Source organism: Aminiphilus sp. (assembly GCF_029975095.1).
Classification (GTDB): Bacteria; Synergistota; Synergistia; order Synergistales; family Aminiphilaceae; genus Aminiphilus.
In genome coordinates, this window is sequence record NZ_JARKPW010000086.1 from 1 (window position 1) to 14,784 (window position 14,784).

12 protein-coding genes and 4 tRNA genes are annotated in these 14,784 nt (G+C 55.6%); 15 read left to right on the forward strand and 1 reads right to left on the reverse strand.

Annotated features, from left to right (window positions below):
- The 5 genes from Q1K49_RS05050 to Q1K49_RS05070 all read left to right on the forward strand — a co-directional run.
- Positions 1-353 (forward strand): NADH-quinone oxidoreductase subunit C (locus tag Q1K49_RS05050; protein WP_300523523.1); only part of this gene is annotated, 353 nt, incomplete at its 5' end.
- A 21-nt stretch (positions 354-374) separates the two neighbouring features.
- Positions 375-1,610, forward strand: a complete 1,236-nt coding sequence (locus Q1K49_RS05055; protein ID WP_300523525.1) for a nickel-dependent hydrogenase large subunit — start codon at positions 375-377, stop codon at positions 1,608-1,610.
- A complete protein-coding gene (locus Q1K49_RS05060; RefSeq protein ID WP_300523526.1) occupies positions 1,607-2,599 on the forward strand; it encodes a complex I subunit 1 family protein in 993 nt (330 codons plus the stop codon). The genes Q1K49_RS05055 and Q1K49_RS05060 overlap by 4 nt, the downstream gene beginning before the upstream one ends.
- 15 nt (positions 2,600-2,614) lie before the next feature.
- On the forward strand, positions 2,615-3,250 hold the full coding sequence (locus Q1K49_RS05065; RefSeq protein WP_300523528.1) for a 4Fe-4S binding protein: 636 nt from the start codon (positions 2,615-2,617) through the stop codon (positions 3,248-3,250).
- A 63-nt stretch (positions 3,251-3,313) separates the two neighbouring features.
- The gene (locus Q1K49_RS05070) at positions 3,314-4,372 is read left to right on the forward strand and encodes an asparaginase domain-containing protein (protein WP_300523531.1); all 1,059 of its coding nucleotides are present in this window, start codon (positions 3,314-3,316) and stop codon (positions 4,370-4,372) included.
- Here Q1K49_RS05070 and gltX read toward each other — a convergent pair.
- A complete protein-coding gene (gltX, locus tag Q1K49_RS05075) occupies positions 4,351-5,670 on the reverse strand; it encodes a glutamate--tRNA ligase (RefSeq protein WP_300523534.1) in 1,320 nt (439 codons plus the stop codon). The genes Q1K49_RS05070 and gltX overlap by 22 nt on opposite strands.
- A 169-nt stretch (positions 5,671-5,839) precedes the next feature.
- On the opposite strand from gltX, the gene polA reads away from it, so the two are divergent.
- From polA to Q1K49_RS05125, 10 genes are all read left to right on the forward strand, one after another.
- Positions 5,840-8,491 (forward strand): DNA polymerase I, encoded by a 2,652-nt coding sequence (polA, locus tag Q1K49_RS05080; RefSeq protein ID WP_300523536.1) that lies wholly within the window; start codon positions 5,840-5,842, stop codon positions 8,489-8,491.
- A gap of 216 nt (positions 8,492-8,707) precedes the next feature.
- On the forward strand, positions 8,708-9,787 hold the full coding sequence (locus Q1K49_RS05085; RefSeq protein WP_300523550.1) for a SurA N-terminal domain-containing protein: 1,080 nt from the start codon (positions 8,708-8,710) through the stop codon (positions 9,785-9,787).
- A 165-nt stretch (positions 9,788-9,952) separates the two neighbouring features.
- Positions 9,953-10,047 (forward strand) — tRNA-Ser (locus tag Q1K49_RS05090).
- A 14-nt stretch (positions 10,048-10,061) separates the two neighbouring features.
- Positions 10,062-10,138, forward strand: a tRNA-Arg gene (locus tag Q1K49_RS05095).
- Between the two features lie 138 nt (positions 10,139-10,276).
- Positions 10,277-10,352, forward strand: a tRNA-Lys gene (locus Q1K49_RS05100).
- A 13-nt stretch (positions 10,353-10,365) separates the two neighbouring features.
- Positions 10,366-10,448, forward strand: a tRNA-Leu gene (locus Q1K49_RS05105).
- Between the two features lie 126 nt (positions 10,449-10,574).
- On the forward strand, positions 10,575-11,945 hold the full coding sequence (tig, locus tag Q1K49_RS05110) for a trigger factor (protein WP_300523538.1): 1,371 nt from the start codon (positions 10,575-10,577) through the stop codon (positions 11,943-11,945).
- 11 nt (positions 11,946-11,956) lie between these two features.
- Positions 11,957-12,538, forward strand: coding sequence for an ATP-dependent Clp endopeptidase proteolytic subunit ClpP (clpP, locus tag Q1K49_RS05115; RefSeq protein WP_300523541.1), 582 nt, complete (start codon positions 11,957-11,959; stop codon positions 12,536-12,538).
- Between the two features lie 164 nt (positions 12,539-12,702).
- Complete coding sequence (clpX, locus tag Q1K49_RS05120; RefSeq protein ID WP_300523544.1) at positions 12,703-13,983, forward strand: ATP-dependent Clp protease ATP-binding subunit ClpX; 1,281 nt, start codon at positions 12,703-12,705, stop codon at positions 13,981-13,983.
- A gap of 2 nt (positions 13,984-13,985) precedes the next feature.
- The coding region (locus Q1K49_RS05125; protein WP_300523547.1) for an LON peptidase substrate-binding domain-containing protein at positions 13,986-14,784 on the forward strand (799 nt) is incomplete at its 3' end.

A 14,784-nucleotide genomic window follows, 5' to 3' on the forward strand; every position in this document is an offset into this window, starting at 1 on the left:
TGTTCCTTTTCGATTTTCCCCATTTCCATGTGCTTTCTACGGACGACTCGGGAGATCACATTCTTTTCGTCTACCATTTTTCCCTTTTTCGCTGTGCGGGACGAGGGGAACACCTTGGAGTCAATGTGCGCGTCCGCATTCCCAAGGAAGACCTCATCATGCCCTCTCTCTGGGAACGGATTCCAGGAGTCGAATACAGCGAACGAGAGGCGAAGGAAGCACTGGGTGTGGCGTTTCAGGGACTTCCGAATCAATCACTGCTTCTCCTTCCCGAGAACTGGGACACATCGATCAAGCCCATGCGGCGCGATGAGACCGGCCCCAGGGAAGAACACATCCGCCATCTGTCGTAGCAGGGGGAGGGGGAATAGCCTATGGCACAAGGAAAGACGACCTATCGGGTTCCCATCGGCCCCGTGCACGTCGGACTCAAGGAGCCTATCACGGCATGGCTTGATGTCGACGGAGAGCGCATCGTCCAGGCGACAATCAGACCGGGCGCCATTCATCGCGGCATCGAATTCATGGCCCGGGATCGAAATCCGATTCAGGTGATCTATCTCGCGGAACGCGTCTGCGGCATTTGTTCGTTCTCACACATCACCTGCTTCGTCCGCGCCGTGGAGGACGCGGCAAAAATCCCTGTACCCCGCCGTGCCCAGTACATCCGGTCTCTTCTTCTGGAGCTGGAACGGGTGCATTCCCACATCCTCTGGGCTGGAGTCGCCTGTTATACCATCGGGTACGATTCCGCCTTCCATTTGGGGATGCAGCTCCGGGAAAAGGTGATGGATGTACTCGAAGCCTTGACCGGTAACCGTGTGAACTACGGTGTGGGAACAGTGGGCGGTGTGCGCCGCGATATCACACCCGAAGTGGCAAGAGCCATTCGCGACATGCTCGACTATTATCGGAACAACATCGCCACCTTCACCGATGTTGTGTTTGACGACCCCGTGGCGCTTGCACGCATGCGTCACGTGGGCCCCCTTTCGCCTCAGGAGGCGATGCGGTATTGCGCTCTGGGGCCGACGGCTCGGGGGTCCGGGCTCAGGATCGATCTCCGCTGGTCCGCTCCCTATGAGGCCTACGGAGAGCTGGACGTAACTCCCATCGTCCCCCAGGATTATCTCGGAAAGAGCCATGGGGATGTCTACGATCGCTTTTTCGTCCGCGCCACGGAGATCCACCAGTCTCTGGACCTCATCGAACGTTGCCTCGATGGCCTTCCGTCCGGTGAACTCATGTGGGAGCCGAAACTGCCGAAGCTGTTGAACTACCTCAAACAGGCCGATGGTGAAGGAATCGGCTTCGTGGAGGCTCCGAGAGGAGATGACACGCACGCCATACGCCTTACCAAGGGCGCGGAAAATATTACATGGTGGAAAGTTCGGGCCCCCACCTACTCGAATGCCATCTCCTGGCCCCTAATGTTCCGGGACCAGGAACTGGCCGATGCACCCCTGATTCTCAACAGTGTCGACCCCTGTATTTCATGTATGGAAAGGGTTCTCGTCACCGACCGTGCCGCAGAACGCGAGGAAGTGCTGGTTAAACAGGACCTGATCGAACGTTGTCGGGAAAAGACGAGGAGGCTGATGCGGCAATGACCCTTTTCTTGATGAAAACTGTCTCGGGAACGGCGTTGATCCTTCTCGCCTCTGTAGTGGCACTGGTGTTCGACGGTGTGGACAGACTCGTTCACGCTCGCATGCAGAACCGGCTCGGACCACCGGTCTTCCAGCCTTTCTACGACCTGCTGAAGCTCATGGGAAAAGAAAACATCATTCCTCGAGCCGCGTTGGCGTGGCTTTTCAACGGAGCTCCGTGGGTGGCCTGCGTGTCCGCCATGATGATTTTCCTTTACATTCCTGTCGGGTCCCTTCCTCCCATCCTTGGGGGGGAGGGTGATCTCGTGTTGATTCTCTATCTGTTCGCTCTCTCCGCCGTCGCAATGGTAGTGGGTGGCTTCGCCAGCGCTTCTCCCTATGCAAACGTAGGTGCCCAACGGGAAATGGTCCTCATGATGAGTTACGAGGCGCCTCTCGCGACGGTCATCTGTACTCTCGCCTGGATCGCCTACAGAACGGGCATGCCCGGCGACCCCTTCAATCTGGAGTCTTTCGTGGGGATGTCCGTGTGGCAAATGGTGGGGAAAACCGGTTTTCTCGGTCTGCTTGTGCTACTGGGGACTCTCCTTGCCGTCGTTCCCGCAGAGGTGGGAAAATCACCCATGGATATTCCCGAGGCCAAAACAGAAATCCTGGAGGGACTCATTGCGGAATATTCGGGAAGAAATCTCGCACTGCTGAAGATGACCTTTGCCGTCCGGACGCTCGCCATGTGTGGTGTCGTGGTGTCCCTTTTCTTCCCGTGGTCGCTGGCCCGTTTTCTCGGCATGAGCAGCGTGGTCGCTTTTGCCGTGGACTTTCTCTGGTTCTGGATCAAGGTTTTTCTCGTGCAGATGGTAAGTGTAACGCTCGTGCGTACCTCTCTGGGACGTCTCAAGATCTGGCAGGCCTCCAAATTCTATTGGGTTCAGGTTTCCGGCCTCGCGTTGGCGGGCATGCTTCTCGTCTCTCTGGACGCTCTGGTGTGAGGAGGAAGTCCGACCATGTTGAATCGCATGATGCTTCAGGTTCTTCGACAACTGAGCGAACCGACCTTCACGAATCCCTTTCCCCTTCCGCATATGCCGGAGCATCTCGGTGATGCTCTGCGCGCGGCGGCAGAGGGAGTAGTGGACATTGTCCCTCCCGTGAGTGTTCCTCCGCGATTTCGGGGACGCATCGCCTATGACCGCTCCACCTGCATCGGCTGTCGGCTTTGTCAGAAAGTTTGCCCTGCCAACGCCATTACGTTTCTGCCGGAAGAGAAGAAAGTGATCTTTCACGTCGATAGATGTTGTTTTTGCGAACAGTGCACGGAGATCTGTCCCGTCAACTGCATCTGGATGACCGACGAATGTCTCAACTCCACTTATGACCGCATAGGAGAGATTGTTCGCGATTCCGGCCCGAGAAATCCCGTCACGCAGACAGCCGCTTCGGAGGCGGAGGACAAACAGCCCCGTTCCACCTACGAGGTGGACCCGGACGCGTGCATCGGCTGCACAAAATGTGCAAAGGTCTGTCCTACCCAGGCCATCTCGGGAAAAATCAAGGAAAAGCACCGAATTGATGAGGTCAAGTGCGTGGGTTGCGCTGCCTGCGCCGACGCATGTCCTAAAAACGCCATTCACCCGAAGTGACATTCTTGGTCCGCGGCGGGGCACTCTCTGCCGCGGATCCGTTTTTTGCCGGGAGGGATTGCCGTGCGGCGTGTGTTGGTATTACTCACGGGAGGAACCATCGCCGGAGCCATGAGAGACGGTAAGGACACAGCACCGGACGCCGGAGCATCCGAAAGGCTTGAACGCCTTCTTGGAGAATTTTTCGACGACCGAGGCCTTCGTGTCGTCACTGCCGTTCCCTGGGGAGTTCCCGGACTGGACAGCTCCGATCTGAACCCGCAACACTGGATCGGGCTCACTCGAATCATCATCGGAGAGCTGCAGAAGGGCGACATCCAGGGTGTCATCATCCTTCATGGAACGGATACCATGGCCTTTACCGCAGCGTGGCTCTCTCTTGTTCTCGAAGGGATTCCTCTTCCCGTGGTGCTCACGGGAAGTCAGCTGACGCTGGATTACACGCCCGAGGACGTACAGGTGAACCTTCGAGGCGCAGCGCAGGTCGTCTGCGCTGGATATCCCGGTGTATGGGTCTACTTCAACTGGAAGCTGATCCCTGGGAAACGAGCGCACAAAGCCAGGGCGATTCACCCCGACGCGTTTACCGCCGTCAACGGATTGCCCGTTTTCTTCAGCCCCGAGTGGGGACGCGAAGCACCGAAGATTCTTCTGCCGGAATTGCACTGGAATTCTCCCCGACCTCTTCAGGATCTTTTGAAAAAAGAAGAAACGGCGGAAAGCATTTCTACCCTTGCGGGGCAACTTCGTTGGTATCTGTGCATGCCGGGGTGTGCACCACATTTTACGGGAGAAGAAAAAGCTCTCGTGCTTCTGGGGTTCGGCGCGGGGAACGCGCCCTCCGAGATTCTGCAAGCCCTTGTCTCTCGTTTCGAGAATGAACCGATGAAACCCATGGTGATCGCCTGTAGCCAGGCCGAAGGCGACACGAAAAATCCCCAGGCCTATAAAGGCGTGGGGATCGCTTCTCTCGTCAAGAAAGGATTTTTCGTGTGGAGCCAGGGTGATGCATCCCTGGAATTCGTTCACGCACTTCTCTGGTATGCGTTTCTCGCAGCTCCCGATTCTCCCGCTTCGGTTCTCGGACACTATCTGAAGAGCTATGCTCCCGAAAATCCATAGTGTGCGAGGCGTTTCGCAACCTCGTCTCTACCCAAAAGCTCCGCCACTTCGAAAATGCCCGGACTGACTTTCCTCCCCGTCAGAATCCAGCGAAATGCCATCGCCACGTCTTTCATCTTGACGCCATTCACCTCGACCCATCGCCGCGTCATTTCTTCCATTGAGGAAACATTCCACACATCAAGGGCCAGGAGTTCTCGGAAAAACTTTCCGAGCAAGGCTCGTTTTTCCGGATCGAGATCGGACGCGGTATATCTGGAGACCACCGGAGCGAAGGAAAGAAAGTAATCGCTGTATTCGGCGAGTTCTCTCGTGGTTTGGCCGCGCCCTCCCATGAGGACCAGTGCCTTCTCGAGAAAGGCGCGGGAATGGCTCTCCACGGGAAGCCCGAGTTCCTTCCAGAAGGGCGAGACAAGTGCAAAAAGCATCTCCGGAGAACACCGCTTGAGATGTTCCTGGTTGATGTGGTTGCACTTGTCCATGTCGAAGACTGCCGCTTTTTTCGTCACCCTGGAGAGCTCGAAGAGGGACACCGCTTCTTCACGGTCGAACACTTCCCGTTCGTCGCCGGGGTTCCACCCGAGAAGCGCCAGGAAGTTGAACACCCCGTCGGGAAGAAAGCCAAGATCACGGTATTCGTACACGCTTGTCGCTCCGTGACGCTTGGAGAGTTTCTTCTTGTCCGTACCGAGGATCATGGGAAGGTGCGCGAAACGGGGCAGCCGCCATCCGAAAGCGTCGTACAGAAGAATCTGTTTCGGTGTGTTCATGATGTGGTCTTCACCACGTATGACCCATGTGATATCCATGGTGTAATCGTCCACCACGACGGCAAAGTTGTACGTGGGGAACCCGTCGCTCTTCAAAAGAACGATGTCCTTGTAGGTCTCACTCTGCATGGTGATGCTTCCGTACACGGCGTCGTCGAAGGAAACGGCTTTCCCTTGCGGAACCCGGAAGATCACGGCCTCTCCATCCCGATAGGCACACCCCTTGTTTAAAAGAAGTTCCGCATAGGCACGATAGGTTTCCAGCCGTTCCGACTGGCGGTAGGGGCCAAAATCACCGCCGCGATCGGGGCCTTCATCCCAATCCAAGCCGAGCCATTGCATCCCGGACATGATTGTTCTTTCATATTCCAAGGTTGAGCGCTGGCGATCCGTGTCCTCTATGCGAAGGACAAAGGTTCCTCCAGTGTGTCTTGCCCAAAGCCAATTGAACAACGCGGTATGACCGCCCCCAATGTGCAGCGCCCCCGTAGGGCTGGGAGCGAATCGCACACGTACATGCTCCGTCATCGGTAATCCCTCCACAGGTCGATTCGGAAAAATTGTTACGGCGCTTACGAGAAGCCCTATATTACCATCACATGAGGGAACTCGAAAACGCACGATGTTTTTCGGAGGCGGTTCCCGTCTTTCCGAATGGTATACTGAGCGAAACAAGAATCGGAAGGTGGAAAAGGCAATGGGAAAAACACTCGCACTCCTTATCGACGGTCACGGGCTCGCCTTTCGTGCCTTCTACGCACTGCCGGAACTCAATGCTCCCGACGGCACACCGACAAATGCCATCGTGGGGTTTTTGAACATGTTTCAGAAAATTCTCGAGGAATGGACCCCATCCCATGTGGGCATCATCTTCGATGCAAAGGGACCCACGTTTCGTCATGAAGTCTATGCCGCGTACAAAGAGGGACGTACTCCCACTCCGCCGGACTTTTCCAGGCAACTCCCGTTTTTGAAATCAATTCTCCATGCATCGGGATATTGTGTCACCGCACTTGAGGGTATCGAGGCGGACGACATCCTCGCCGGGACCGCACTCCGTGCGGCCTCCGAAGGAGCCGAGGTGCTTCTCGTCTCTGCGGACAAGGATATCCTTCAGGTGCTTGGGAACCGGATCCGTGTTCTTCGTCCGAAAAAAGGTGTCTCTTCTTTCGCACTGTTCGATGAGGAGCTTTTTCTCCGGGAGTATGGATTCAGTCCGGATGCTATGCGAGATTATCTCGCCATGGTGGGGGATGCCGTGGACAACGTTCCAGGGATCCCCGGCGTGGGCGATAAAACGGCGCGAAAACTTCTCGGGCAATACGGGTCTTTGGAAAACATCTATTCTTCCCTTTCCGAGCTCTCTCCGGCTTTGAAAGGACGCTTTCTGGAACACCAGGATACTGCGTGGCGTAGCAGAGATCTCGTGACGCTCTCCGTGAAAGAGGCACTTACCCTTGAGGAACTCCTTCCGCGAAGCGCCGATGAAAAGGAACTGAGGGACCTCTGTTCACGGTTGGGCATGGAACGTTTTTCGGCAAAGATTCTTGCTCCGAGAAATGCTTCCTCGGGAAAAGAACTGAGAGAGGCGCCTTTCGGACACCCTGCTCCGAAAGATGAGAAAACGGGAGAGGAAAAAAGTGGACTGAAGACGCGTTCTCTTTCCGGAGAAGTGGACAACCGAGCCTCTCGAACGGTTTCTCTGGACGAATTGTTCCGCGAGGACGAGCTGGCTGTCCATTGGTTTCCAGAGAACGAAGACTCTTCCCATGGCATGTGTCCGACGCTGTTTCTCGCTTCCAGGGACGGGCGCTGCTGGTCCGGATCCCCCGAAAGCGGAGGTTTCTTTACTCCCCTCTCGGAATGGGCACAAAAGGGAACGCTCCTGACGCTTCGCTACAAGACGCTTTGCTCCATCCTCCGTGGAAAGGTGACACTGTCCCCTGAACGGGTCTGGGATGCCGAGACATCTCTCTATCTGTTGCACCCGGACAGGGCATCCGCGTCATTGCGTGACATCCTGAAAAACCAAGGCGTCCTAACCGATGCCGCGCCTTCGGCTGTAACGGAAGCGCTTTGGCGCACTCGTTCCATCATTCAACCACAATTGGAGGAGTTCGGGCTGGAGCAACTCCAACGCTCCATTGACCTGCCTCTCTGTCCCGTGTTGGTGGACATGGAACAACACGGTCTCGGCGTACACAAGACCGGTTTCCTTGAGCTTGAAATGGATTTACAACGGCGCATCGATGTTATTGAAGAGGAACTTGCGCAGAACGCGGGTACACAGATAAACCTGAATTCTCCGAAACAAGTGGGATGGCTCCTCTTCGAAAAGCTCGGTCTTCCTCCGCTGAAGAAAACAAAAACAGGTTATTCCACAGATGTTTCCGTCCTGCAAATGCTCGCGTCTCGCCCGGGTGGCGACGTTCCTTCGCTGCTGCTCGAACATCGAGAATTGAGCAAAATGCTAACTGGCTTTGTCCATCCTTTTCTCAAGGCCAGAGATGAAACGACCGGATGTGTTCATTCTACCTTCGAGCATGTCGTGACCGGAACGGGGCGCCTTTCCAGCACGAATCCGAACGTTCAGAATCTCCCCGTCTTCGGCGAGTGGGCAGGACGTTTTCGGAGCGCACTCGTCCCCAGAGAAAAGGAACATCTTTTCGTCGCTGCGGATTATGCCCAGATCGAACTTCGTATTCTCGGGCATCTTGCCGGAGAAGAACGTCTTCGCACTCTCTTCGTCGAAGAACGGGATGTCCACACGGAAACAGCCTCATGGGTCTTTTCCGTCTCACCGGAGGATGTTACCCCGGAGCTTCGACGCAAGGCGAAAGTCGTAAACTTCGGCCTTCTCTACGGCATGAGCGCTTTCGGTCTTGCAGAGCGGCTCGCCGTCGGAAACGGAGAAGCGCAGGAATTGGTCCGACGCTATTTCCATGTATTTCCGGGCGTCCGGGAATACATGGAAGAGACATCCCGGGAGGCTCTTCGCCGAGGATACACGAAAACACTTTTCGGGCGGATCCGCCCTCTGGACGAAGTGTCCACCGTCGAAGGGCGAGGGAGTGGAGCATTGAAACGAGTCGCCATTAACACGCCGATTCAGGGTACGGCAGCGGATATCGCCAAGCTGGCCATGATCCGCTTCTACACTCTGTCCATGAAAAATCTGCCTGAGGCGACGCTCGTTCTCCAGGTTCACGACTCCCTGGTCGTGGAGACACCTGCAGTCGCCGTTCAAGAAACGGAAAAGGTCCTTCTCGAAGCGATGGAAGGTGCCGCAGATCTTTCCGTCCCGCTCAAAGCCCAACCGAAACGAGGCAGTTCAATGCGAGATATCTGAGTTTTCCGGAGTCACCTACTCCGAGGGTGGGAAAACAGAATCCGGAGCGGCAGCGAGAACTTTGCATTTCCCGGGTTCCCCGTCTCCGTACGGCCCATCCCTTTTCCCGAAAGAATGGACCTTTGACACCTTCCTGCATCGACCGTATCATATGTGGCGCTGCCGTGGAACGGCACGAGGATACGGAAACACGAAAGGGGACGGTTTGCCTTGTTCATGAAGACGCTGCGCACCCAGGTGAAGGGAATCATGATCAGTGTGGTGGTTCTTTTCGTCATCTCTATTTTTGCCGGCTACGGCATGTACACCCGTTCCGGCGGAGGCGGAGGGGCTGAAGGCGACTACGCCGTCGCCGAAATCAACGGGAACAAGGTCATGCGTTCCCAGCTCGAACGAGGTGTGGCGGACCTCGCGGAACGGAGCGGGGTAAAGGACGTCACTGAGGCGGATATCGTGCGTCTTCGGCGCCAGTTCATCGATAATCTCGCCATCGGTCAGGAATTCCGCAAGGAAGTCGCGGCTCGCAAGATTGATGTCCCCGAAGCGGAGATCGACACGGCGCTGAAGAACATCCAGAATCAGTTTCCCACGATCGAAGCATACCGGGAGTACATCCAACAGCAGCAGATCAACGAAAAAGCTCTGCGCAAGGAGATCGCCGACAATATTGCACAACAAAAGATTCTCGCGATGGAAGTCTCCAGCGTGACGATCTCCGGCGATGAGGACGTTCAGTTCTACGATACACTCAAAGAGCTTTTTTTCACTCGCCCGGAGACGATTCTGGTCCGCGCGGCGCATCTCAAGGACCGGGACAAGGCAAAGCGTTTTTCCGAGGAACTCCTCGCCGGGGTTTCCTGGAACGATTTAGGGCGCACCTTCTCGGATGACCTGACATATCCCGTCTCCGAGGACAGTACGGTTACCCTCGCGAAAGGGCGGGTTCCAGAGGAAATCTGGACCGCCGTAGCCTCTCTCGAAGATGGGGCAGTGACATCCCCTGTGGTGATCAGTGAGGATGTGTATGTTCTGGAGCGGATCAGCAGAGACGAGGGCGGCGTCGTTCCCTTCGAGGATGTCAGTGCGGACGTGCGCGAACTCATTCTCGGAGAAAAACGCAGGGAAGCCCAGGGTGCCTATTTTGCATCCCTGCGGGAGCGTGCCACCATTCACCTTCTTGATGCATCGCTTTTTGCCGATCCTGTTCTCGAAACCACGTCGCCGGATATGTCACCGGCTTCTCCGGAGGTCGTGCCGCTTTCGCCTGACCCCGCGTCGCCGGACAGCAATTCCTGAGGTAACACAAGGGCAACGTTCCTTGACGGGCCAAGCGGTTGGAGAAAGAGAAGGGGAAAAATCTGTGATATGGGGAAGTCGCCTCGAAAGATCGGGCAAAACTCGTGGTTTTACGGGTATTGACAGAAAGAGTGAGCCTTAATAGAATATACCCCGCGTCGTTGGGGTGGGATGGCCGAGTCGGCTGAAGGCGCTCGCCTGCTAAGCGGGTAGGGGGGCAAAAACCTCCCTCGAGGGTTCGAATCCCTCTCCCACCGCCAGAAGCGTTCTCTGCGCGCCGGTAGCTCAACTGGATAGAGCATCGGACTACGGATCCGAAGGTTACGGGTTCAAATCCTGTCCGGCGCGCCAAATTTTTCTCCGGTTCCCCTTGGAGGAACTTCCGTAGGGTTGCGTTTCTGGAGCGATTCTCGTTTCCCGAAATCGTGAGGTATCTGCCAAAACCGGAGTCGGTCAAGCAGGGATGGTAACTCAAGTACAAGTGAGAACGGATCGTTAGCTCAACTGGCAGAGCACCTGACTCTTAATCAGGGGGTTGCAGGTTCGATTCCTGCACGGTCCACCAGAAATTTCAGTCTGCGAGAGTGGTGGAACTGGTAGACACGTAGGACTTAGGATCCTATGCTTCGGCGTGGGGGTTCGAGTCCCCCCTCTCGCACCACGTGTCAGGTTAGAAGACTGAGAAACCTCGGTGGGCTTTCCATCGAGGTCTTTTCATGTATTGCATTGACCGTGCTATACTACGGAAAAAGCACGAAAACCGTCTCGGCGAAAGGGGTTGTCCTTCTTGCGTTCAGAAATTCTTTCCCAGGAGAAGAACAAAACGGTCATTCATGTGGAAATCGACGCGGAAGAATTCGAACGCGAGGATGCCAATGCCGTTCGAGAACTGAGCAAATCTGCAATCATCAAGGGATTTCGGAAAGGCCACATTCCACGTCGTGTTCTCGAAATGGTGGTGGGCAAAAAAGCCATCCACACGGAAGCTCTGGAGACTCTCGTCCCCAAGACTGTCGACACACTCATTGAGGAGTACGAGCTGGTTCTCCTGGAAAGACCCCAAATTTCCTTCACGCAAGTCGATGAAGGAAAACCTCTTGTCATGGACATGACCTTCGAGGTACGCCCCGAAGTCACTCTTGTGGATCCCAAGGACCTTGTCGTGGAAAAACCTGTCTTCACCTTCACGGACGAAGACATCGACAAAGCCGTGGAGGGCTTTCGCAAGGAACACGCATCTCTCGTTCCCATTGAGGGGCGGTGTGCCCGGGAGTCGGACACGGTGAAGGTTCACTACAGTGCCGTTCTCGCTGGAGAGGAGGTCCCTTTCACCGAAGAGGACGCCCATATTCATCTCCACTCTCCTGAACTCCGGCACGAGATCCGCAGCGCCCTTTTGGGAGCCGAAGCGGGAACCGACGTCGCTGTGACCATTCACATGGAAGACGACTACAAGGACGAACGTTTCGCCGGAAAAGACGTGACCTATCGGTTCAACGTTCTCGAAATTCAGGAAGAGAGACTTCCCGAACTCGATGCCGACCACATTTCCGAGTGGACCCAGGGAAAGGCCGCCTCTCTCGAAGAGCTCCGTGCACTTCTCGGGGACCGTATGGCCAAAGAAATGGAGTATCGATCCGCCGAGGCCGTCAAGAACGACGCCTTCGCCAAATTCGTGGAAGCAGCCTCCGTGGAGCTTTTGCCCGAGACGCTCGTCTCCCGTGAAGAGGAATCCCTCAGGGAAAAAGAAAAGGAATACCTCGAACAACAGCTCTCCACGACGCTCGAGGCTTTTCTGGAACAGAGCGGACAAAGCCCGGAAGCGTACGAGATGGAGCTTCATGAACGGGCCGAGAAAAATGTCAGAAACAGTCTGATCCTTGAGGCCTATGCGGATAAGGCTGAGATCGAGGTCGGTAACGACGACGTGGAAAGAGAAATGCGTCTTCTTGCTTTTCGCGGAAGAGTACCCCTCAAGAAAGTGTACGAACTGTACGGAAAAAACCAGCAGGCTCTTGCCGCACTGGTGCATAATGTTCGCATGCAAAAGGCCCTCGCCCATCTCGCCTCCTGCGTAACCGTGAAGGAAATTCCCGCAGGCGGCGATGAAACACGGGCGGAATCGGAACAACCTGCTGAAGACAGCGCGGCCGAGTGAGAGGTGACGTCATGTACACCATACCCTATGTCATCGAGCAAACCGGACGGGGGGAGCGCTCCTACGACATTTACAGTCGTTTGCTCAAGGATCGCATCGTCTTCATCGGGGATGCCATAGAGGACCATCTGGCGAACCTCGTCGTGGCACAGCTCCTTTTTCTCGAAAGCGAAGATCCCGACAAGGACGTACATCTCTACATCAACAGCCCCGGAGGCGTCATCACGGCAGGGATGGCCATCTACGACACGATGCAGTACATCAAGTGTCCCGTCTCGACGATCTGCGTCGGACAGGCGGCAAGCATGGCGGCGGTCTTGCTCTCCGGCGGCACCGCGGGCAAACGATACTCTCTTCCTCACGCCCGGATCATGATCCATCAGCCTTCCGGCGGTGCACAGGGGCAGGCTGTGGATATCGAAATCCAGGCGAGGGAAATTCTCCGGATGAAGGAGTTCCTTGGCAAAATCCTGGCGGAACACACGGGGCAGAGCATCAAAAAAATCGCCACGGACATGGACAGGGATTATTACATGTCCGCAGAAGAAGCCCAGCGTTACGGAATTGTCGACAAGGTCATCGAGAAACGCTGACGGAAGAGGAACGCCCCCGGCGGACACCTTCTCGCGGAGGGGCTGATACCTGCGACAAGGGAGCGATTGCTCCCTTGTTTGTTTTTTGAAGTGAATTGCGGTAACATCAATGATCGATTCCCATAGGAGTTTTGATGGAGTACGTCTCCACAAGGAGGGGCCACATGTTTCGATTCGATGGAGGAGACAGCAAGGACGGAAAGCGACGAGGCATCCGCTGCTCTTTCTGCGGCAAGGGGCAGAAAGAGGTGTTGAAGATCATCGCGGGTCCTGGCGTTTACATTTGTAACGAATGCGTGAATCTTTGCAACCTCATTCTCAAGGAAGAAAAAACACCTCCGGAGGACTTGACGCTTCCGGAGCCGAAGGAAACTCCCAAGCCTCACGAAATCAAGGAGTTTCTCGATCAGTATGTGATCGGTCAGGACGCGGCGAAGAAGGTCCTTGCTGTTGCAGTGTACAATCACTTCAAACGCATTGCCTCCATTCAGGAGCCCGATCCTGAGGTGGAACTCTACAAGAGTAACGTTCTCCTCATCGGTCCTACAGGATCGGGCAAGACACTTCTTGCGCAGAGCCTGGCAAAAAAACTGCAGGTGCCTTTCGCAATGGCCGATGCCACGACGCTCACCGAGGCTGGATATGTGGGGGAGGATGTGGAGAACATTCTCGTGCGTCTCCTTCAGGCCGCCGATTACGACGTGCAAAGCGCGGAGCGGGGGATCATCTACCTCGACGAGGTGGATAAGGTGGGGCGAAAATCCGAATCCGTGTCCATCACGAGGGACGTCTCCGGAGAAGGGGTGCAGCAGGCATTGCTCCGCATTCTCGAGGGGACTGTCGCCAACGTCCCTCCCAAGGGCGGACGCAAGCATCCCCATCAGGATTTCGTGCAATTGAACACCACGAACATTCTCTTCATCTGCGGAGGCGCTTTCGAGGGAATCGAGAACATCATTGCCCGGAGAGTCAACAAAAAAGTCATCGGATTCGGCGGACAGGTATTGAGTAATTCTCGTTCGGACCGTTATTCTCTTCTCAAGGAAGCACAGCCGGAGGATCTCATGGCCTATGGATTTATTCCGGAATTCGTGGGGCGTCTTCCCATCATCGCACCTCTCGAAGAGTTGGACGAAGAAGCGCTCATGCGCATTCTCGTGGAACCCAAGAACGCTCTCGTCAAACAGTACGTCAAATCCTTCGGAATGGAGGGCGTAACCCTGGAGTTCTCGGAAGAAGCCATTCAGGCCGTGGCGGCCAAGGCCGCCGCACGCAACACCGGTGCGCGTGGGCTGCGAAGCATCATGGAATCCATCATGCTGGATCTCATGTATATCGTTCCCTCCAGGGCTGAGAAGCTCAAGAAAATCCTTGTCACGAAGGAGACTGTCGAAGACGGCGCCCATCCCGTCGAGATCCGCAAGGACGACAAGGAGGTCGCCTGAACATGTCCGATTCGCTCCGACGCATTCCCGTCCTTCCCGTTCGGGATCTCGTGTTGTTCCCCGGGATTATCGCGCCTCTTTTCGTGGGACGTCCACGGTCGCTCAAGGCCCTGGAAGAAGCCATGCTGCGGGACAAGAACATCCTCGTCGTCGCCCAGAGGGAGATGCACGTGGACGACCCCTCCGCCGAGGATCTGTATCACGTGGGAACCCTCTGTCATGTGCTGCAAATGGTCCGCGTTCCCGACGGGACGACGAAGGCGCTCGTCGAAGGCATCACCAGGGTCGGTGTGGACCGGTATTCTCTCGAAAGGGATTATTTCGAAGCGGAGATCAGCCGGATAGAGGCGAGCGTAATCCAGACGGACAGGATTGAGGCTCTCCGGCGAAGTATCCTTGAGCAGTTCGAGCATTATGTGACGCTTCATCCGAAAATTCCAAGTGAAGTGGTCATGTCCGTCATGTCCGTCGAAGACTCGGGACAAATGACAGATCTCATCTCATCCCATCTGCTCGTGAAGGTTGCGGAAAAACAGCAGCTTCTTGAGATTCTGGACCCGGAACAGAGGATGGAACACCTCCTGAAGATACTCCTCGGAGAAATCGAGATCCTTGAGCTTGAACATGACATTCATGACCGAGTGCGACGGGAGATGGAGCGAAGCCACCGGGAATACTATCTCAAGGAACAGCTTCGGGTCATTCAGGACGAGTTGGGTAACGGTGAGAGCTCTTCCGAATACGAGGAGTTCACCGATAAAATCGCTAAGGCGCACATGCCCAAGGACGTGGAGAAACGGG